16 protein-coding genes are annotated in these 20,611 nt (G+C 56.2%); 5 read left to right on the top strand and 11 right to left on the bottom strand.

Annotated features, from left to right (window positions below):
• The first annotated feature begins 723 nt into the window (after positions 1-723).
• On the top strand, positions 724-4,626 hold the full coding sequence (locus tag ACO5R6_RS05525; protein WP_485626192.1) for a VWA domain-containing protein: 3,903 nt from the start codon (positions 724-726) through the stop codon (positions 4,624-4,626).
• Between the two features lie 135 nt (positions 4,627-4,761).
• On the opposite strand, the gene ACO5R6_RS05520 is transcribed toward ACO5R6_RS05525, so the two are convergent.
• The 4 genes from ACO5R6_RS05520 to ACO5R6_RS05505 form a co-directional block, all read right to left on the bottom strand.
• Positions 4,762-5,523 (bottom strand): amino acid ABC transporter ATP-binding protein, encoded by a 762-nt coding sequence (locus ACO5R6_RS05520; RefSeq protein WP_485626191.1) that lies wholly within the window; start codon positions 5,521-5,523, stop codon positions 4,762-4,764.
• A 9-nt stretch (positions 5,524-5,532) separates the two neighbouring features.
• Entirely contained in the window at positions 5,533-6,183 is a 651-nt protein-coding gene (locus ACO5R6_RS05515) for an amino acid ABC transporter permease (protein WP_485626190.1), read from the bottom strand.
• Positions 6,184-6,206: 23 nt separating this feature from the next.
• Complete coding sequence (locus tag ACO5R6_RS05510) at positions 6,207-7,085, bottom strand: transporter substrate-binding domain-containing protein (RefSeq protein ID WP_485626194.1); 879 nt, start codon at positions 7,083-7,085, stop codon at positions 6,207-6,209.
• 143 nt (positions 7,086-7,228) lie between these two features.
• The gene (locus tag ACO5R6_RS05505; RefSeq protein ID WP_485626189.1) at positions 7,229-8,251 is read right to left on the bottom strand and encodes a helix-turn-helix transcriptional regulator; all 1,023 of its coding nucleotides are present in this window, start codon (positions 8,249-8,251) and stop codon (positions 7,229-7,231) included.
• Between the two features lie 282 nt (positions 8,252-8,533).
• Between ACO5R6_RS05505 and ACO5R6_RS05500 the strand changes: the two genes are divergently transcribed.
• The 3 genes from ACO5R6_RS05500 to ACO5R6_RS05490 all read left to right on the top strand — a co-directional run bounded on the left by ACO5R6_RS05500 (position 8,534) and on the right by ACO5R6_RS05490 (position 11,826).
• The gene (locus tag ACO5R6_RS05500) at positions 8,534-10,078 is read left to right on the top strand and encodes an NAD(P)/FAD-dependent oxidoreductase (RefSeq protein WP_485626188.1); all 1,545 of its coding nucleotides are present in this window, start codon (positions 8,534-8,536) and stop codon (positions 10,076-10,078) included.
• Between the two features lie 12 nt (positions 10,079-10,090).
• The gene (locus ACO5R6_RS05495; protein ID WP_485626187.1) at positions 10,091-11,368 is read left to right on the top strand and encodes an NAD(P)/FAD-dependent oxidoreductase; all 1,278 of its coding nucleotides are present in this window, start codon (positions 10,091-10,093) and stop codon (positions 11,366-11,368) included.
• A 92-nt stretch (positions 11,369-11,460) separates the two neighbouring features.
• Entirely contained in the window at positions 11,461-11,826 is a 366-nt protein-coding gene (locus ACO5R6_RS05490) for a DUF1667 domain-containing protein (protein WP_485626186.1), read from the top strand.
• A 167-nt stretch (positions 11,827-11,993) separates the two neighbouring features.
• On the opposite strand, the gene buk is transcribed toward ACO5R6_RS05490, so the two are convergent.
• The 3 genes from buk to ACO5R6_RS05475 form a co-directional block, all read right to left on the bottom strand.
• The gene (gene buk / locus ACO5R6_RS05485) at positions 11,994-13,061 is read right to left on the bottom strand and encodes a butyrate kinase (protein ID WP_485626185.1); all 1,068 of its coding nucleotides are present in this window, start codon (positions 13,059-13,061) and stop codon (positions 11,994-11,996) included.
• 65 nt (positions 13,062-13,126) lie between these two features.
• The gene (gene ptb, locus ACO5R6_RS05480; RefSeq protein WP_485626184.1) at positions 13,127-14,053 is read right to left on the bottom strand and encodes a phosphate butyryltransferase; all 927 of its coding nucleotides are present in this window, start codon (positions 14,051-14,053) and stop codon (positions 13,127-13,129) included.
• A 136-nt stretch (positions 14,054-14,189) separates the two neighbouring features.
• Positions 14,190-15,383, bottom strand: a complete 1,194-nt coding sequence (locus ACO5R6_RS05475; protein ID WP_485626183.1) for a pyridoxal phosphate-dependent aminotransferase — start codon at positions 15,381-15,383, stop codon at positions 14,190-14,192.
• A gap of 105 nt (positions 15,384-15,488) precedes the next feature.
• Here ACO5R6_RS05475 and ACO5R6_RS05470 point away from each other — a divergent pair, with 105 nt between their 5' ends.
• Positions 15,489-17,006, top strand: a complete 1,518-nt coding sequence (locus ACO5R6_RS05470) for an RsmB/NOP family class I SAM-dependent RNA methyltransferase (RefSeq protein ID WP_485626182.1) — start codon at positions 15,489-15,491, stop codon at positions 17,004-17,006.
• Between the two features lie 6 nt (positions 17,007-17,012).
• On the opposite strand, the gene coaBC is transcribed toward ACO5R6_RS05470, so the two are convergent.
• The 4 genes from coaBC to ACO5R6_RS05450 are packed head-to-tail and all read right to left on the bottom strand — an operon-like array spanning position 17,013 to position 20,508.
• On the bottom strand, positions 17,013-18,215 hold the full coding sequence (coaBC, locus tag ACO5R6_RS05465; protein ID WP_485626181.1) for a bifunctional phosphopantothenoylcysteine decarboxylase/phosphopantothenate--cysteine ligase CoaBC: 1,203 nt from the start codon (positions 18,213-18,215) through the stop codon (positions 17,013-17,015).
• A gap of 11 nt (positions 18,216-18,226) precedes the next feature.
• Positions 18,227-19,279, bottom strand: a complete 1,053-nt coding sequence (locus tag ACO5R6_RS05460) for an aldo/keto reductase (protein ID WP_485626193.1) — start codon at positions 19,277-19,279, stop codon at positions 18,227-18,229.
• Positions 19,280-19,335: 56 nt separating this feature from the next.
• A complete protein-coding gene (locus ACO5R6_RS05455) occupies positions 19,336-19,800 on the bottom strand; it encodes a GtrA family protein (RefSeq protein ID WP_485626180.1) in 465 nt (154 codons plus the stop codon).
• A gap of 9 nt (positions 19,801-19,809) precedes the next feature.
• Positions 19,810-20,508 (bottom strand): ferredoxin--NADP reductase, encoded by a 699-nt coding sequence (locus ACO5R6_RS05450; protein ID WP_485626179.1) that lies wholly within the window; start codon positions 20,506-20,508, stop codon positions 19,810-19,812.
• Positions 20,509-20,611 lie beyond the last annotated feature (103 nt).

Here is a 20,611-nt window from a genome sequence, read left to right as displayed (position 1 = left end):
AAATATATCCTTCAAAGAAAATTCACTAATAATATAGGGACTGTATGGTAGAATCAAGAAACAGAATAGAGTGAGTTCCTGACAAATATCGAAAGGCAAGACGAGAAGGCCTTCAGAAGCTTGACACAAGAGATATGAAGATCTCTGTTTCACGCTTATCCGACAGATCAACCAAGAAATTTCACAACAAAACAATCGTGTGCGATATCAATCCAAGCAGCGAAGATATTCTCACACTCCTATATTTTTGCGACATAACAATCCTAAGTCAAATAAACCGAATAAGCTCCCGAATCACAATGCATTGCCAAAGATAGGAGGTGATTCACATGTGGATATGCCAAAGCGTAGTATTTACATCCATTTAGGGTTAAAGCTGTCAATCATAAAAAAGTACCGGCAATATTATTGGCTGTTGTTCTTGCATTAACGTTTTATTCATGCGGATCAGGCGGAAAGCAAGTCGGGGTATACACATATTCAGACGGGAAAAATATATCCGTTGAGATGACGATTTTTGCCAAGGGTGACGATATATCCAAGATCGAACAAGTTTCCGAACTAGATATAAGCGGATATTCGGAAGAGGAAATTCACCGAATCCCTTGAAAACGGCGGCTGGGAGCTTAAGAAATAGGGGGCCGCGTTTATATAAACAGCATGTGTTTTGAGGCGAAAGGGCAATAGGAAGAAGTTGATCAGTTGTTCGCGGAGGCATGAGAAATGAAAAAAAACAACAAATGGAAAAACTTCACATTGGCACTTTTCATGAGTTTTGCCATCGTAATCTCGGGGTTCGGAGCTCCGGGGATTAGCCGTGTTTCCGCTGCAGACGAGGGAGCTCGGCAGGTAGCGGAGAAAATAGCGGAAACTCCTGTACTCGAAGAAACTTCGGCCAAGGCGGAAGCAGAAAAGGCTGTTACCGCGGAAGCGGAAGAGGCCGTTCAGGCAGAAGAAAAAGCGACTGCTGTCGAAGAAGAGAAGACAGATGCCGCTCAAGAAGAAAAGTCAGCCGCTTCCGAAGGGGGAAAGGCCGTTAAGGCGGAAGAAGAGGCTGTTATTGCCGAAAAAACAAAGACCGCTGTCACCGAAGAAAAAGAGGCCGCACCAAGGGGAGACAATCCTGATCACTTAACCGGCCCGGAAAAGGCCAAGCCCAATCCTGTCATTTCGGATAGTAAGGCGGATCCCTATCTTGATAAGGAAAGCCCCAGAAGTACGAACAGACCCGCGGCAAAGATTCATAGGCTTACGCCCGGATACGGTGCCATAGAGTTGACAAAGAAGGCGGAACCGGTACCTGGAAAACTGAATACTTTCAAGGTGACGCTTCGCATGGAGGCGACAGATAAAGAGCAGAAGAACGATATCGTCATGGTTATCGACACGTCCGGGAGTATGCTTGACAACGGACGAATGAGCGAGGCCAAAAAAGCGGCGAAGCAGTTCGTTAATAAGCTTCTCGATGAAAACCATCCGAATACGAGAATTGCCCTGGTAACATTTCAGACGAATGTGAATGTAAGGAAGAATTTTACAAATTACGCCAATAAGCAGGAGCTCCTGAACGCAATCGACAGTCTTTATGCGAATGGCGGTACATTCACACAAGCCGGAATCAAGACTGCTTCCGACCTGCTGAATAGTTCTCATGCAGATTTTAAGAATATCGTCTTACTGTCGGATGGCGTTCCCACCTTTAATTACTCCCTGCACAATCCGGATAACTATCTGGAGGATGGTGGCCCCGGGAGTCATCAGCGTGAGAAACAGACGAGCACGGCTATGCCCAAGACGGCATTTGACTACTCTCAAACCACAGGTTCAGGAAACAGCATGTGGTCTTATTATAAAACAGCGATCGTCGATAACCATTATGTGTACTACCACTATAACAGCGGAAATTGCGCCATCGCCGAAGCGGGCTATGCAAAACTGAACGCAAAAGTATACACGGTTGCGGTAAATGCCGGAAACACAGGAAATACCGTGCTTGAGAAGATGGCAAATTCGGGATGCTCATACAGCACAGAGAATCCGACGGCCCTGAGCGGCATTTTCGACAGTATTGCAGCCAGCATCGGATCGGCAATGAAAGATGCCAATGTCTCCGATCCCATGGGCACAGGCTTTGAAGTGAAGGGCGGAACGGCATCAAACATTCAGGTTACACAGGGGACCGTGACGCTGAACAACAATACGATTAACTGGGATGTGGGAACGCTTAACACTTCCGTCACACCCGGTTCGATGACGCGTTACGCGGAGATGACATATGAGGTTGTCATCAATGACAGTATCCTGGATCTTGTATCGCCGGCAGACGGAAACTACAACACGAATGCGGGCGCGATGGTTCATTATACAGATATAGACGGGAACCGGCAGACGAAAGCTTTCCCTGAACCGAAGGCAAAACCGCTGATTATTGAGATGCATAAGGAACTGCTCGACTTCAAGGGCAGAGAGATTCCTGCCGCTTATGCAAACGGACGCGAATACAACTTTAACGTAAAACTTAAGGAAGATGCCGGATTCAACCAGGATTATCTTGTCCCGGGAAATAAAAGCAAGGTTATGGTTGACCTTCATATCGACAAAGCATATGAGATAAAAGAGAATTCGATTTCCGGCAATCCGGCAAGCGATCTCTCTGACTATGACTCTTCCATCCAATGGGAGACATGGGATGGGACCCAGGGCATAGAGTCGATCGACGGAACGCATTTGGATCAATTTGTTGTTCCCAGGGGAGGCAGTGAAAATGATCCTCTGAACACAAAAATAACCGTCACCAATCAAGAAAAAGCGCTTGGTAAGCTGGTGATTAAAAAAACCTTCAACCCCTCCGATCTTAGAGGAAGTGTGGCAAATGATGTAAGGAGTGGGCTATATGGCTCGACTCCGAAGTATAAGATCACCGTTGTCGGCACCAATCCGTATGGCGGAGATGATGAGGTCTACAGAGAGGTTCATGAGCTATCTGCAGGACAGGAAAAGACCATAGAGAACCTCCCCTATGGACACTATACCGTCTCCGAACCGGGGCAGGATCCCGCACCGAACTTTGTTGACAGCGACGGGGCAAATGATGACGGTAAGGTTGATTTGCTGATCGATAAAAAGGAAGCTACCGTAGAGATCATAAACCGGCCGAAGGACAATGACTATAAGACGGAGGTGACAGCAAGCAAGCATTGGGTGAACGGGCCCGAAGCGGATCACACAGCTCCGGACCTCGAGTTATATGCGGATGGCGTCCTAAATACGGATGCCGAGCCCACGGTAACGCCGGGTGACGGAACAGCAAATGAATTCACATATGTGTGGATGGATCTCCAGAAATATAATCAATCTGGAAATGAGATCGTATACACCGTAAAGGAGAGGGGTGTAACAGCGGATCATAACGTCGTCGTTCATGGACATACCTATGCGGTGACACAAGAGGGAAATAAGATAACCAATACATACACCCAGCCGCAAACGGATGAAGATGTGAAGGCGTATAAGACCTGGGCTGATGCAGACGGTTTCAACCCCAAGCCTGAAATTAAGTTTGAGCTTTGGAGAAGGAACGGAACCGCGGGAGACGGTGAAGCGGTAGCCGGAACCCAGGAGTATCCCAATCCGCAAGTTGTACCAGAAAGCGGAGAAGTAAACTTCGGAAAGCAGCTGAAGACAGATGTGAACGGAGTGGAATACGAGTACTACGTAAGGGAAACCTTCACAAATGAGTACGAAAGGAATAATTGGATCGTTACGGGGGAAGGAACTCTCGAGGTTACGAATACCCTGTTGGGAGAAGCTGACAGAGGCGGTAAGCTCACCATAAGAAAGGTTCTGAAGAACGAAGCCACGGATGAACCTGGGCTGAGGGACGCTTCCGTAAGACCCGGCGGAGACAATGCGCTTAAGTTCAAGTTTGTGGTCAAAGGCCCCAACGGATACAGCAAAGAGGTAGAGCTGAAGGCAGGAGAAGAGATTACTCTTGATAAGCTTCTCTATGGCATGTACAAAGTCGAAGAGATTGAAAATCACGGCTTTGCAACAAGCTATGATCCGGAAAACGGAGAAAGATTGGTTGAGGCCAATCCGGTCACCGTGACCGTAACAAATACAAATGACGGCAGGGATGAACTAAATGTCAAGACGACCATAAAGAAGGTCTGGGTAAACGGCGACAAACCTGCCATAAAGATTCAGCTCTGGAGGAAGGGCACAGCAGCAGACGGAACAGCAATCGATGAAATGGTGAACGAGTTTACCACAACAGCGGGAAAAGATTCGGAAAAGGAATTCACAAAGACGAGTCAAGGGGTCCTTCTTGCAAAATACGATCCGCAAGGGAATGCGTATGAGTATTATGCGAAAGAGGAAAATGTGCCTGAGAATTATAAGGCAACCTACAGCGATGACAAGCTGACAGTGACAAATACCTATGTGAAATCCGAGAATCAGAAACCGGATGTCAAACCGAACCCGAGCTCTGTCAAGGTCCATAAGGTTAAAACAGACGACAGCTCAGCGCTGAATCTGTACGGCGGAACCGGTGCAGCTGCAATCCTCCTCATTGCACTGATGCTCGCATTCAGAAGAAGAGCCGGAAGAAAAGAACAGAAGTAGAGAACAGAAGTAAAGGGTAAACTTCCAAGGCTCCGGGTCAAGTGAAGGGGCGCATTCCTTCGGAAATGCGCCCCTTCAGACTGTAGACAAAGTGACTTTGAGAACACCGATCTCAAAGTCACTTTTCTTTTTTATTCATCCCTGTCCGTAATACTTGCCCAGGAATTCCCTGGTTCTCTCATTGGTCGAGGAGAATACGGCCTCTGCCGTCCCATCCTCTACAATCAGGCCTCTTTCCATGAAGATAATCCGGTTCGACACATCCCTGGCGAAGGCCATCTCATGCGTGACAATCACCATGGTCATCTTCTCCGCCGCCAGGTCGCGAATGACCTTTAAGATCTCCAGGGTCAGCTCCGGATCAAGAGCGGAAGTCGGCTCGTCGAAAAAGAGGATCTGTGGCTTCATCGCCAGCGCTCTTGCGATCGAGACCCGCTGCTGCTGCCCCCCGGAGAGCTGACAGGGATAGGCATCTCCCCTGTCGGACAAGCCCATCTTGCCAAGGAGCTCCCTCGCCTCAGCGTAGACCTCCTCTTTGTCTCTTCCATGGACATGAATCGGAGCATCCGTAATATTCTTAAAAACCGAATAGTGGGGAAAGAGGTTGAAATTCTGAAAGACCAGACCGAAGGTCTGCATGGCCTCTCTTCGGGCCTTCTTGTTCCCGTAAACCGCTTTTCCGTCCCGGCTTGTCACAAGAGGCCTGCCCAGATAGGACAGGCAGCCGTCATCCATGGTCTCAAGCAGGGTCGCGCAGCGTAGCAGGGTGGACTTTCCGCTCCCCGAGGGTCCGATGATGGATACAACCTCGCCCGGGGCGACGGAAAAACTGATATCTCTTAACACCGGATTGTCACCGAAGCTTTTTCTGACGTGGCTCATTTCAAGGATATTCATTCTCATCTCCTAGTCATAGTAGCGCATGCTCTTCTCAAAGAAGCTCATGATCTCCGCAACAATGAAGTTGAACACATAGTAGAAAATACCAGCGGCGATCAGGGGCACCACATTGTGGGCGGAGGCGGCGAGAGCCTTGGCCTGGGTGAACATCTCCGCATAGGCAATGGAGAAGGCCAGGGAGGTATCCTTGACCAGGGTGATCACCTCATTGGTGATTGCGGGCAGGATCCGCTTGATCACCTGGGGCAGGATGATTTTGAAGAAGGTCTGGTTCCCGGAATATCCCAGGACCCGGGCCGCCTCATACTGACCGGCGGGCATGGACTCGATCCCGCTCCGATAGATCTCCGCGAAATAGGCGGCGTAATTGAGGGCGAAGGCGATAATGACCGCCGTTCCCCGGTAGCCGGAGGAGATCTGTATCCCCAAGATATAGTAGGGACCGAAATACACGACCAGAAGCTGCAACATGAGGGGGGTCCCTCTCATGATGGAGATATAGATCTTCACAATCCAGTGCAGGACGGGGTTCTTAGACATATAGCCGAAGGCGACCACCATGCCCAGGGGCAGAGAGAAGACCAGGGTCAGAAGAAAGATCTCTATGGTCGTCAGCATGCCGCCGGCTAGTTGTCCGATCAGTGTGAAAATATCCATATTTACTCCTTGCGTTCCCGTCTTCAATCCTGTCCGGCGTTCAATTTCTTGGACAGGATGCTGACATTCTCCCCGAAATACTTCTCGGAAATCCTGGCAAATGTCCCGTCTGCGTCCATAGCAGAGAGGGCCTGATTGACCTTGTCCCTGAGCTCTTTGTTTCCCTTCAGGAAACCGACCGCGTACTGCTCTGAGGAAATCTCTCCGTCCAGAATCAGGAATTTGTCCGGCTTATTCTTGATCTGATCCAGGGCGACGAACTTGTCCATGGCGACGGCGTCAACGGCACCGGACTCCAGATCCATCATAGCGGTATTGTAGTCTCCAATGGAATTCAGGCTCGCAAAGCTGCTCTTCAAGTTCTTCTGCTCGTCGGAATTGAGAGCACTCTCCGCGGAGGACTCCTTCTGGACATCGACTACCTTGCCGGTCAGCCCCTTCTGGTCCTTGATTCCGGAGTCCTTGCGCACAACGAATACCTGGGCGTTGTACATATAGGAATCGGAGAAGGTGTATTTTCCCTCGCGGCCATTGGTCGAGAAGCCGTTCCAGATACAGTCAATGGTCCCTGAGGACAGCTCCATGTCCTTGGCGTCCCAGTCGATGGGCTGCAGCTCCAGGTCCAGATTCATCCGCTTGGCCGCCTCCTTCGCCAGTTCAATGTCAAATCCGGTGTAATTGCCCTTGCTGTCCAGATAGCCGAAGGGGGGGAAGTTCTGATCAAAGCCAACGATCAGGTTCCGGTCCGTGTTTTTGACGCTTCCCTTCTTGCCTGTCTTCGCCTGGTCTTCCTTCTTCGTATCCTCGCTCTTCTGCTGTCCTGGCCGGTCTCCGCAGGCTGCCAGTCCGATCGCCATCACCGCTACAAGGCCCAGGGCCAGAATCTTTCTCATCTTTCTCATTTCTCTCATCTTCTCACTCTCCTCAGCATGAATCTCTTTCCCTTGCAAGCCCGAACAAGGTCCGGCTATCTTGTCCCGGATACTTTAGCTTGCTAGCACGATAAAGAGAATAGCACGACCCAGCCCTGCTTGTAAAGGCCTTTTCACTTCGATTGTCCTGACCGATCTTTGTACCGGGCCGAAATCTTCTCCAGATAGGCTGTGTATTCCTCCCGGACCTCCGCCGGACCCATGAGGATGATTCCCGGTCCCAAGCCGGTCAGCCAGCCGAAGAACTGGGGGCTGACCTCTACGACAGGTCTGGCCTGGACCCGACCGTCCGCCAGACAGCGCATGGAAAGGTCTGTGCCGAACCGGTCGATCAAGACTCCGGTCAGGCGGGCGTCGGCCTGCAGGGTCACGGTCTCCCTGTGCCCTGCGAACATAGAGAAGGTCCGCTTGGTGTAGGTCGAGGGATCCATCCGGTCCCAGGCGGCCATGCCCCGGCGGTTGCGGGGCAGATCCATCTCTCTTGCATCCAGGATCTTATCCACCCGGTAGAAGCGGATGGCAGCCTCCGCCTCGGCATAGGCGATCAGATAGTAGCGCTCGCTGTCCCAGAGCAGCTCACAGGGACTGACCTGATAGAGGGCGCCTCCATGCCTGGCCACCAATTCCTTGCGGCCGTTCCTGAGCTCCCAGTCGCTGTAATGGAAGCTCATCTGACGATTGTGATCAATGCAGGAGAAGATGGTGTCGATCCCATAGTAGCCTGCCTCTCGCTCCGCCTTGATGCGGTCAGAGACGGTCACCTGCCGGTGCAGCTGACCGGCATCATACCGGTTGGTCAGAGATCCGATCTTGGAGAGGAGGAGCCTGGACTTCTTCTCTGTAATAAAGCGGGAGGCAGCCACGGCATCCGCCAGCATTTTCAGCTCCGGGAGCTCAAAGACCCGGTCCGCCAGATAGTAGCCGGGCGCCCGGTCCCGGGTCTTCTCGATTGCCATGCCGGCATCCTCCAGCTCATGCAGGTCCCTGGTCACCGACTTCTTCTCCGCCGGAAATCCGGCCGCGTCCAGCTTCTCCACGAGGTCTGCAATGGTCAGGCTGTGGGTCTCATTCGTCTCCTGCTCCAAGATCTCCTTGAGCGCAAGGATCTTTCGCTTGTTATTCTTCGTATTGGCCATGCTCCCTCCCTCACTTTCCCCCTATTGTAGTGTTCCCCCTTTGATTCATAAAGGAAAATCTGCGCCTACCCAGAAATCGACTCTCATTTACATCATCTTACGTCTTGCGCTTCCGGCCCGGCCGGACTACAATAGAGACAATTCAATCAGGTCGTACCGGGAGATCATGAGCAGGGTATGAATAAGACGGGCCCATCCGTCTTGTTCTCCCTGCTCTTTTTGCGCCTTTCCGGGATTCGATGACGGATCCCCTCTCCCGGCCACATCCAAGGAGGTTTTCAAATGTATGATGTAGCGATCATCGGTGCGGGAGTCATCGGTTGTGCCATCGCAAGAGAATTGTCCAGATACAGGCTCTCAATCTGCGTGATTGAGCGGGAGGAGGATGTCTGCTGCGGCACGTCCAAGGCCAACTCCGCCATTATCCACGCCGGCTATGACGCCAAGCCTGGCAGTCTCAAGGCCAGACTCAATGTCGAGGGCAACCGCCTCATGGATCAGCTGGCAGAAGACCTCGACATCCCCTTCCGCCGCAACGGGTCTCTGGTCGTTCTGACCGAGGACAATGATCCCCATGTCCTGGACAAGCTCTACGAGCAGGGACTTGCCAATGGGGTCCCGGACCTTCGTCTCCTGGACCGGGAAGAAGCGCACCGGATGGAGCCCAAGCTGGCAGAGGAGGTCACAGATGCCCTCTATGCCCCGACCGGCGGCATTGTCTGCCCCTTCGAGCTGACCATGGGCCTGGCAGAGAATGCCTCTGCCAACGGGGTGGATTTCTTCTTCAATGCTCCGGTCAGCTCCCTGGAACAGGCTCCCGCCGATGACGCCGTAGCCCCCCGCTTCCGCATCCGGGGTAAGAATTCCAATCTTCGCTTTGAACCCCAGGGCAGTGAAAACTCCCCCCTCCCCCGGACCCCGGAGGATCCCGACTTCCACGCGGATGCCGATGGAAACTTCCTCATTCAGGCCAAGGTCTTAGTCAATGCCGCCGGCCTCTATGCCGATGTCATCAATAATCAGCTCTCCTCGACCGGACTGCACATCACACCCCGCCGGGGCCAGTACCAGCTCCTGGATAAGAGTGTGGGAGGGCATGTAGATAAGACGATCTTCCAGGCTCCCTCCAAGATGGGCAAGGGCGTCCTGGTCGCCCCCACCGTCCACGGCAATCTCCTGGTCGGTCCTACGGCGGAGGACATCGATGATAAGGAGGGCGTCAACACCACAGCCGAGGGTCTGGCGCTTCTGGCCGCAACAGCCGCCCGATCCGTAGCAGACCTTCCCCTCCGAGAGGTCATCACCTCCTTCGCCGGCCTCCGCGCCCACGAGGACGGAGGCGACTTCGTCCTGGGTCGCTGCCCGGATGTCCCCGGACTCTACAATGCCGCCGGCATTGAGTCCCCGGGGCTCTCCTCCGCTCCTGCCATTGGCTGCATGATCGCCGCCCAGGTCGCGGAAGATCTGGGGGGACTGAAGAAGACCGACTTTAACCCCATCCGTCACAGGGTCACCGACCCGGGGCAGGCTGACCCGGCCCTTCGCAATGCCAGAATCCGGGAGAATCCGGCCTACGGCAGGATCGTCTGCCGCTGCGAATCCGTCAGCGAGGGCGAGATCCTGGAGGCCATCCACCGACCCCTGGGCGCCAGGTCTCTGGACGCTGTCAAGCGGCGGACCAGAGCCGGTATGGGCCGTTGCCAGTCCGGCTTCTGCTCTCCCAAGGTCATGGAGATCCTGGAGCAGGAGCTGGCTCTGGCACCGACGCAGGTGAGCAAGCACGGGCCCGGTTCTGAAATTGTCTGCGGCCGGAACAAGAAGATCTGAGGGGGTATTCCAATGTTATCTTACGATTTAGTTATCATCGGCGCCGGCCCGGCCGGCCTGTCCGCCGCAGTCTCCGCCTATGACGCGGGGGTCCGCAGCATCTTGGTCATCGAGCGCGACGACCGCCTGGGCGGCATCTTAAATCAGTGCATCCACAACGGCTTCGGCCTCCACATGTTCAAGGAGGAGCTGACCGGGCCCGAGTACGCCCAGCGCTTCATCGACCAGGTCGCCGACCGGGGCATCGAGTGCAAGCAGGGGACTATGGTCATGGACATCTCCCCGGACAAGCTTGTCACAGCCATGAATCCCACAGACGGCATGTTCCGGATCCAAGCCAAGGCAGTCATCCTGGCCATGGGCTGCCGTGAGCGAAGCCGAGGAGCCCTCAATATTCCAGGCTACCGGCCCGCCGGCATCTTCTCTGCGGGAACCGCCCAGCGCCTGGTCAACATGGAGGGCCAGATGCCCGGCCATAAGGTCGTGATCTTAGGGTCCGGAGACATCGGCCTGATCATGGCCCGCCGGATGACCTTAGAGGGAGCCAAGGTGCAGGTTGTCGCCGAGCTCATGCCCTATTCCGGCGGTCTCAAGCGCAATATCGTCCAGTGTCTCAATGATTTCGACATCCCCCTCAAGCTCAGCCACACGGTCGTTGACATCGAGGGAAAAGACCGGGTCCGGGCGGTCACCATCGCCCGGGTCGACGCGAAGGCCCGTCCCATCCCGGGAACCGAGGAGCGCTATGAGTGCGATACCCTCCTCCTCTCCTGCGGGCTGATTCCGGAAAATGAGCTCTCCAAGTCCTCCGGCGTCGACCTCTCTTCGGTCACTAAGGGTCCTATCGTCAATGACGCCTTAGAGACCAATGTCCCCGGGATTTTTGCCGCCGGCAACGTCCTCCATGTCCATGACCTGGCCGACTACGCCTCCCAGGAGGCGGCGGATGCGGGACGGCATGCCGCCGAGTACATCCGTAGAATGGATGCGGCCGGCCCGGAAGACCGGGACTCTTCCTCCGCCCCCATCCCCGTTCTTGCCACGGACGGCGTCCGCTATACGGTTCCCCAGTATATCCGTCCCGATTCCATGGAAGACCTCCTAACCCTCCGCTTCCGCGTGGGTGCCGAGTTCAGGGACAAGTCCCTGGCCCTCTACTTCAACGATCAGAAGATTTCCTCCCGCAGGAAACGGGTCATGGCTCCCGGCGAAATGGAAGAAATCAAGATCAAGAAGAGCCAACTGACCGAATATGCCGGCCTGAAATCCATCCGTCTGGCAATTGAATAGGCTGAATCGCATTCACCGACCGATGCCTTCCGCAGCGGATCCGAGGGTCCCTGCAAGCAGAACAACAAGAAAGATTCCGGGAGAGATTCATTATGGAAGAAAGATATTTAACCTGTATCAACTGCCCTCTGGGCTGTCAGCTGACCGTTAGTCTTGAGGACGGACGGGTAACCTCCGTATCCGGCAACACCTGCCCCCGCGGCGACGATTACGGCCGAAAGGAAGTGACCCATCCCACCCGCGTCGTCTGCTCCTCCGTCAGTGTCTCCGGTGGGGACATGCGCATGGTCTCCGTCAAGACCGCACAGGACATCCCCAAGGAGAAGATCTCTGAGATCTGCCTGGCCATGCGAGACGTCTGTGTGCCCGCTCCCGTTCACATCGGAGATGTCATCATTCCGGATGTCTGCGGGACCGGTGTAGACCTGATCGCGACCAGGGAAGTGGCCTGCGCGTAGGCAGGGCCTGTCTGGCCTGCCTGCCCCGCGCACCGATCTGTCGCACAGAGTCCTCTGTCTCATGAGAAGGGACCGCCCCATCCTGTGGGGCGGTCCCTTTCTGTTCTAATGTTTATTTCTAATGCTTATTTCCAAGCTTTCTTAAGCTTTTTCCTTCCGAATCCGGATCAATAGGTCTTGACCTTCTCCTCTCCCCGCATGACACGCAGAGCCCCCTGGGCCAGAGCCAGCATCTCCTCCTCTCCGGGGTAGGCGGTGACCGGAGCGATCCAGTCAACGCGGTCGCGGATCGCCTCGATTACCTTGGGCTGGTAAGCGATACCACCCGTCACCAGGATCTGGTCCACACGGCCCTTGACGACAGAGGCATTGGCGGCGATGTTCTTGCAGAGCTGATAGATGAAGGCATCCATGACCAGCTTGGCATAGGCATCACCCCGGTCGATCCTCTCAAAGACCTCTCTGGCGTCATTGGTCCCGAGATAAGCGTTGAAGCCGGCGCCTCCGATGATCTTCTTGGTCACCTCCTGCTGGTTGTACTTGCCGCAGAAGCAGAGCTTGACCAGGGAGAGGGGTGGCAGGCCGTTGGCCCGCTCCGGGGAGAATCCCCCGTCTCCGTTGAAGGCCCCGTAGACATCCACAATCCGTCCATGATCGTGAATTCCGCAGGAGACCCCGCCGCCCAGATGGCAGACGATCAGGTTCAGGTCCTCGTACTTCTTTCCCTGCTCCTTGGCATACTTGCGGGCCACCGCCTTCTGGTTGAGGGGGTGGAAGATGGACACTCTGGGGCACTCCGGCACACCGGAGAGCCTGGCCACATCCGTCAGCTCATCGACGACCACCGGATCGACAATATAGGACGGAACGCCGATCTCGTCACCGATCTCCCTGGCCAGGACGCCGCCCAGATTGGAGGCGTGCTCCCCCTGCACCCCGACCTTGAGGTCAGCCAGAAGGGCGTCTGTCACAGCATAGGTGCCGCCGGGGATGGGCTTTAAGAGCCCGCCGCGGCCGACAATCACGTCGAAGGAATGGATGTCCACCTTCTTGTCTGCCAGGAAATCCAGGATCATCCGCTTGCGGAAGTCCTTCTGATCAATGATATGCTCAAAACCGGCAAGCTCCTCCGTCGAGTGGCGGAGGGTCTCATCGAAGACCAGGTTCTCGTCCTCGAAGACGGCCAGCTTGGTTGAGGTAGAACCCGGGTTGATAATGAAACTCTTGATAGCCATAGATGATTTACCCCCTCTTGCGTGAAATAAGCTCTCTGTTTGCAGTAGTCCTCCGTAAGCTTCTCCTACAGAGCCCCCTCCTTCTTCATCTGCTCTGCGACAACGGCCGCAAGGGCGATGGAATTAACCTTGGTCTCGAAGGTATCGGACCGGCTGGTCAGGATCACGGGCACCTTGGTCCCTGTCAGAATGCAGCCGTTCTTCATGCCGTCAATGCGGACAATGGCCTTGTAGCAGAGATTTCCGGCGTGAATATCCGGGAAGAGCAGGATATCCGCATCTCCCTGGATCTTGCGGTCCGTAGCGCCCTTGTGTCTGGCCGCCTCGGGATCGATCGCCAGATCGAGTGACAGAGGACCGTCCACGATGCAGCCGGTGATCTCACCCTCATCGTTCATCCGGGTCAGCTCGGCAGACTCCACCGTGACGGGCATCTTGGGATTGACCACCTCAACCGCTGCCAGACAGGCCACCTTGGGGACCTCAATCCCGCAGGCCCGGCAGACCGGCACCGTGTTGTTGATGATATGAACCTTGTCCTCCAGGGTCGGATAGGTCATGAAGGCCACATCTGTCAGGAAGAGGAGCTGGTCTACGAAGGGGAGGTCGAAGAGGCAGACATGCGAGAGTGGCTTTCCTGTCCGAAGTCCCACTTCCTTGTCCAGCACGGACCGAAGGAAGTCCTTGGAGTCGATCAGGCCCTTCATATACATGTCGACCTTGCCGTCGTGCGCCAGCTTGACCGCTCTCCTGCAGGCCTGGATGGGGTCCTTCTCGTCAATGATCTCACACTCGGCGGGATCCATAGCAAGCTTAGCCGCGATGGCGCGGATCTTCTCCTCATCCCCGACCAGGACTGCATTGGCGATCCCCCGCTTCTTGGCCTCATGGACCGCCTCCAGCACCGCATCGTCCTGAGCATTGGCCACAGCGACGGTCTTGGTCTCAAATTCCCTGACCTTCGAGACGATATCCTCAAAATGCTTCTTCACTTTACCACCCTTCTTTCCATCGAAACCCACGGGTTCGGGATCCTTTGCCGATCCCTCTCACATGTCAAAACTTTAACTCTCATAGGCGAAAAAAACAAGTTCCCATCTCCCCTGTCCCCTGTCTCTCTTCCCTGTTTCAGCGCTTTGGGTATTCTCTTTCAACAAATGCTCGCAGGACCGGAAGAGACCGCCGGACCTTATCCGTGTCCATGCAATAAGCCATGCGAAAATATCCCGGCAGACCAAAGTTATCCGAGGGGACCAGGATCAGGTCATATTTCACGGCCTTCCTGCAGAAGGCCCCGGCATCCTCCTCCAGGCACTTGGGAAAGATGTAGAAGGTCCCGCCGGGCCGGGTCACGGAAAAGCCCAGATCCACAAGTGTCTCATAGAGCAGGTTCCGATTGACCTCATAGACAGACAGGTCACTGGTCTGATCAATGCAGTCGCAGATCCCGTACTGGGCTGTACTGGCCGGGCAGTTGTGGCCGATCTCCCGGCTGATCTGTCCGAACATGGCCGCAAGGAGCTTAGCATCTGTCGCCCTTGGATTGACCGCCACATAGCCGATCCGCTCACCGGGCACCGACAGGGACTTGGAGAAGGAATAGCAGGTCAGGCTGTTGTCATAGTAAGCCGCCGGATAAGGGGCCTTCTTCCCGTCGAAGACGATCTCCCGATAGGGCTCGTCAGAGATCAGGAAGATGTCATGCCCGTATTCCTCCTGCTTGCGCCGCAGGATCTTTGCCAGCTTCTCGACCGTCTCCTCGGTCCACAGGGCTCCGGACGGGTTGTTGGGCGTGTTGATCAGGACCGCCTGCACCCGGGGCGTGAGCATCCGGTCCAGGCCTTCCAGATTGGCCTGGAAATCCTCCGTATCGGCCGGGACGACCTCAAGCCTCGCCCCGGTCCCTTCCACATAGGGTATGTACTCCGGGAAGAAGGGGGCAAAGGTTAGCACGACATCACCGGGTCTGCTTGTAGCCCGGACCGCATGGGCAATGGCGCCCGCCGCCCCGGAAGTCATGAAGATGTGACCGGCCTCATAAGGAAGGCCGAACCGTCTCCGCAGGCTTGCCGCCACGGCCTCCCGCACCTCGGGGATCCCCAGAGACGGAGAATAGCCGTGCAGGTCCGTAGAAGCCATGGTCCGGTAGCGGTTAATCACCGACGCTGTGTAAGACTCGGGGACCGGGACGCTTGGGTTCCCCAGGGAGAAATCGAAGACATTCTCTCGCCCAATCTTGCGGCCTCTTGCCGCAGCGTATTCGGACAGTTCCCGGATGACAGACTTGGCATTCAGCATGGACTTGTAGTGCTGATTGATCATAGAGACCTCCTTGGCGACAGATCCTCTTGTCCATCTTACACCCGAAGCCCGGGCGAAGAAATGCTATAATCCCTGTAATGTGTGATTCATTTCGCGAGGTATATTATGTCCGCATCCGCTAAGAACCATCTTCTCCCGCGCGAGCCGGGTGCCCCCTCCCTCCCATCCGCCTTCATCGACCGGGTGCAGGAGCAGCTGGGACCGGAATTCGACGACTTCATGGAGACCTATCAGAAGGAGGACCATCTGCACGGGCTTCGCTTGAACCCGCAGGCCCTTCCCGCCGGTCCCGCTCAGGACCTCCTCTCCCGGGTCATCGGCGACCTGTCGGATCCCATCCCCTGGGCCGGGGATGCCTACTACTACAGCGGGGACCGGCGGCCCGGCAAGCACCCCTATCATGAGGCGGGCCTCTACTATATTCAGGAGCCCTCCGCCATGGCTCCCGCCACTTACCTGGATGTCCTGCCGGGGGACTATGTCCTGGACCTCTGCGCAGCTCCCGGCGGCAAGAGCGCTCAGATCGCCGCCGCCCTGGAGGGCCGGGGGCTCTTAGTCTCCAATGAGATCGTTCCCAACCGGGCCCTGGTCCTCTCTGAGAATATAGAGCGGCTGGGCCCGGCCAATGTCCTTGTGACCAATGAGGATCCCGACCGCCTTGCCGGCCATTTCCCCCGCTTCTTCGACAAGATCATGGTGGATGCCCCTTGCTCCGGCGAGGGAATGTTCCGAAAGAACCCCATCGCCCGCTCGGAGTGGTCCCCGCAGAACGTACAGGCCTGTGCCGATCGGGACGACCGGATACTAGATGCCGCAGACCGGATGCTGGCGGAGGGAGGCCGTCTGGTCTTCTCCACCTGCACCTTCGCGCCGGCCGAAGACGAGGGCTCAATCCGCCGCTTTCTGTCCCGTCACCCCGGTTACCGGATCGAGCCGGCCGCCCTCTGCTCCGGCATGACCCCCTCCCCCCTGGAGGGGACGATCCGTCTCTGGCCCCACAAGCTGCGGGGCGAGGGCCATTATATTGCGGTTCTGCGCAAGGAGACCGGCGCAGAAGGCCGTCCTTCGCTTTCCGATCGCCCGGAGGAGAAGCTCCTTCGCGCGGGCAGCGGTAACGCCGCTCCGGGGCTTAAGGACCGGGACCTGCCCCTCCTTGCCGATTTCCTCAGGGAGACCGTCACCCCTGAAACGGTCGACCGACTCCTCCACGATGGGATCATCCTCCGCTTCAAGGACGACTACTACCGCATCCCCCGGGGACTCCCCTCGCTCAAGGGGCTTCGCCTCACAAGAGCCGGCCTCCATCTGGGGACCATCCGAAAGAACCGCTTTGAGCCCTCGCACGCACTGGCCCACGCCCTGATACCCCGGCAGCTTCTCCGCACGTTAAGCCTTCCCTCCATGGGCACCGCTTCCGAGCGTTCAGCCTTCACCGCCATGGGCACCGCTTCCGACCACTCGGTCTTCACCGCAGAGCGCTGGATCCGGGGCGAGACCTTTCGCGCGGAGGGAGCCAAGGGCTGGTACCTGGTCACGGTTGACGGCGTCCACTTAGGCTGGGGCAAGCTGGCCGGGGGAAGCATGAAAAACCACTACCCCAAGGGGCTTCGCAGGATCCTCTGACCGGAATCAGAGGATCCAGACGCCGCACTCCTTCATGTAGTCTAAGATGGCATCCGCCACCTGGGCCTTGGTCAGTAGAGGCAGTTCTCTCTGCCCCTTGTGGTCAATCAGGGTCACCACATTGGTATCTGTTCCGAAGCCGGCTCCGGCCGTCCGCAGGCTGTTGGCCACAATCAGGTCGACCTTCTTCCTCTCCAGCTTGTCCCTGGCATTCTCGAGCAGGTTCTGCGTCTCCATGGCGAATCCGCAGAGGAACTGCCCCTCCCTCTTGTGCTCGCCCAGATATCTGAGAATATCCTGGGTCCGCTCCAGGGCAATGGACGTCTCCCCCTCCTGCTTTTTGATCTTCTCTCCCGCCACGGCGGCCGGCCGGTAATCTGCCACCGCTGCCGCCTTGATAATCGCGTCCATCCTGGGGGCCAGGCGAATGACCTCCTCCGCCATCTCCGCTGCGGATGAGACCGAGATTCGCTTGACAAACGGCGGCGGAGCGATCTCCACCGGCCCGGAGACCAGGGTCACCCGGGCCCCGCGCAGCATGGCGGCCCGGGCGATGGCATAGCCCATCTTGCCGGTGGAGTAGTTGGAGATGAAGCGGACCGGATCGATGGCCTCCCGGGTAGGACCGGCCGTCACCAGGATCTTCCTGCCGAGCAGGTCATGGTCGGCCCCGATCTCCCTCTGGATATAGTCAAAGAGGACGGATGCTTCCGGCATCTTCCCGGCTCCGCTGTCCCCGCAGGCCAGATAGCCCTCGGCGGGGCTGATAATGCCGTATCCGTAATCGGCCAGCTTCTTCAGATTGTCCTGGACGATCGGATTCATGAACATACGGGTGTTCATGGCGGGAGCAAGCAGCTTGGGTGCCTCTGTCGCCATGATAGTCGTAGTCAGCATGTCGTCTGCAATGCCTGAGGCAATTTTGCCGATCACATCCGCGGAGGCGGGCGCGACCATAAAGAGGTCTGCCTTCTTGGCCAGGGCCACATGCTCTACATTGAACTGGAAATTGCGGTCGAAGGTATCCACCAGACACTTGTTGGAGGTCAGGGTCTCAAAACTGATCGGATGGATGAAGTTCGTTGCGTTCCTGGTCATAATGACGTGAACATCCGCCTTCTGTTTGACCAGCATGCTGGCAAGACCGGCGATCTTATAGGCGGCAATGGACCCGCTGACCCCCAATAGGATGGTCTTCTTCTCTAACATAGCTCCCTCCTCTATCCCAGGACAAGGTGATCCTCCACCGACTTCTCTCCCGCCAGAAGGGCTTCATAGTCCCTGAGATTCCTCTCCAGGAGGGTCGGTGTGTCCAGCTCATAGGGGCACCGGAAGGAGCAGGCGTTACAGTGGATGCAGGTCTTGACCTTCTCCATCTCCGCCTGCCAGTAGTCCGACAGCCAGTCCTGGGAGGGGGCCCTCCGCACCATCAGTCCGATCCGGGCACACTGGTTGATACGGATCCCCTGCGGGCAGGGCATGCAGTAGCCGCAGCCCCGACAGAAGTCACCGGACAGGTCCGCCCGGTCCTTCTCGATTGCCCGCTTGGCCGCCTCATCCATCTTGGCAGGGGCCTCCATATAGACCAGCCACTCCTCCAGTTCCCGCATCCGCTGTATCCCCCAGATGGGGATGACATGGTCGAAGGCGGGCTGATTCATAAAGGCAAATGCCGCGTGGCTGTCATTGATCAGTCCCCCGGCCAGGCTCTTCATGGCAATCAGCCCCATGCCATGCTCTCGACAGGCTGCGGCCAGGGCCAAATCCCGGTCGGAAGCCAGATAGGAGAAGGGGTATTGAAGGGTCTCATAGAGGTCGGATTCCACCGCCTCCTCCGCCACGCCGATCTTGTGGGCCGTGATCCCGATGTGGCCGATCTTCCCCTCCGACTTCAGCTTCTCCATCTCCTCATACATGCCGGTTCCGTCTCCGGGTCTGTAGCACCGATCCGCCTGGTGAAACTGGAAGATATCCACGTAATCGGTCTTCAGCTTGTCAAGAGAGGTCATGAGATCCTGCCGGAGATCCTGCGCGTTCTTGGCCCGGGACTTGGTCGCGAGGAAGATCCGGTCTCTCACGTCCGACAGGGCAAGACCGATCTTCTCCTCGGAGTCGGAATAGGCCCGGGCCGTATCAAAGAAGGTCATCCCTCCCTCATAGGCCCTGCGGAGAATCTGAACCGCCTCCTCCGGGCGGCTCCTTTGGATGGGCAGGGCGCCGAACCCGTTCTGCGGCGTCTTGATTCCTGTAAGCCCAAGCGTAACTTCCCTGATCTTCATCTTCACTCCTCCCCTCCCGCGACCGGACCGGCCTGTAGCAAAAGCCGGCCTCAGTGCTTCTCCAGGAATATCTTTCTGGTGATGAAGTTATAGACCATGACAATCGCGGTCGCTCCGAGCTTCGCGATGGCATTGGCCCAGTTGATCTTAAGCCAGGAGGACAGCCAGGGCCAGTGATGATAGATTCCGTCGATGCTGATAAAAAGAACCAGCTCATTGACTCCCAGGCCGATGACACTCAGGAGGACAAAGGCCAGAAACTCATGGGTTCTTGAGATGTCCTCCCGCCTCTCAAAGACGAACTTCATTGAGAGCAGATAGTTGACAATCACCGAGATGACAAAGCCCGCAATCCCGGCAATCAGATAGTGGACAGACAGGAGGTTGCAGAGGATATTGTATACCCCGAAGTCCACAAGGAAACTCAGCCCGCCCACAAATCCAAAACGGATGATCTGCTGCAGCAGCTTGTGCTTTCCCCTGGGTGTGTAGACCTTCTTCGTCTCCTCTATCATGCTTCCTCCTCATTCATAACCGAAGAACTCATCCGTCTTCATATTCGTCGGCGCAACGCCCGCCTCTGCCAGACTGGCCTGAAAGGCCTTGTTCATCCCCGGAGAGCCGGCAATCAGGTACTCCGCCTCATTGCCATAGCACACGGCATAATTCCTCGCCTTCTCCGCGAAGACACTGGAATCCGTCAGAAGCTGCAGCTTGACATTGGGCATCCTCTCCTCGATCTGTTTCCAGAAATCCCCGTAGGCAAACTCTCCCCTGCTGTCCGCATAGAGGAGCTCGATCTCGTGCGTCGGTACGTTGTGGTCGCTGTAGTGGCGGAGGAGCGCACGAATCGGTGTCACCCCGATGCCTCCGGCGATCAGAAGGCTCCGCCCGCAGCGCTCCATCGCAAGATCCATCTGTCCCATGGGCGAAGACACAAGCATGTCGTCTCCCGCCTCCAGCTGCCTGAGCAGGATGTCCTTAAACCAGCTGTGCCGATCCCCGATGCGGGTAGAGAACATAAGATACCGGTCCTCCATGGCAGAGGCAATGGTGAAGACCCGGTCCTCCTTCTCCTTCTCCGGGGCCACGTAGTTGTCGAACTTCCAGATCGCAAACTGGCCTGCCTTCCACTCGTAGCCCTCGGGAATCTCCATCTGAACACTATAGATATCACTCGTCTCCCGGACAATTTTTGTCACCCTCGCTTGCTTGAAATCCATATGATAACCGCCTCCTTCCCACGCAGTCTATCAGAGTAACAAGCATCTTTTTCATCCTTAAGATTAACACAGAAGGGAGAAAATGCCCAGTTGTCAGACATTT

The sequence above is a fragment of the Shuttleworthella sp. genome, assembly GCF_057251025.1.
The sequence above is the reverse complement of the archived record's forward strand: the minus strand, read 5'-3'. Positions and strand labels throughout refer to the sequence as shown.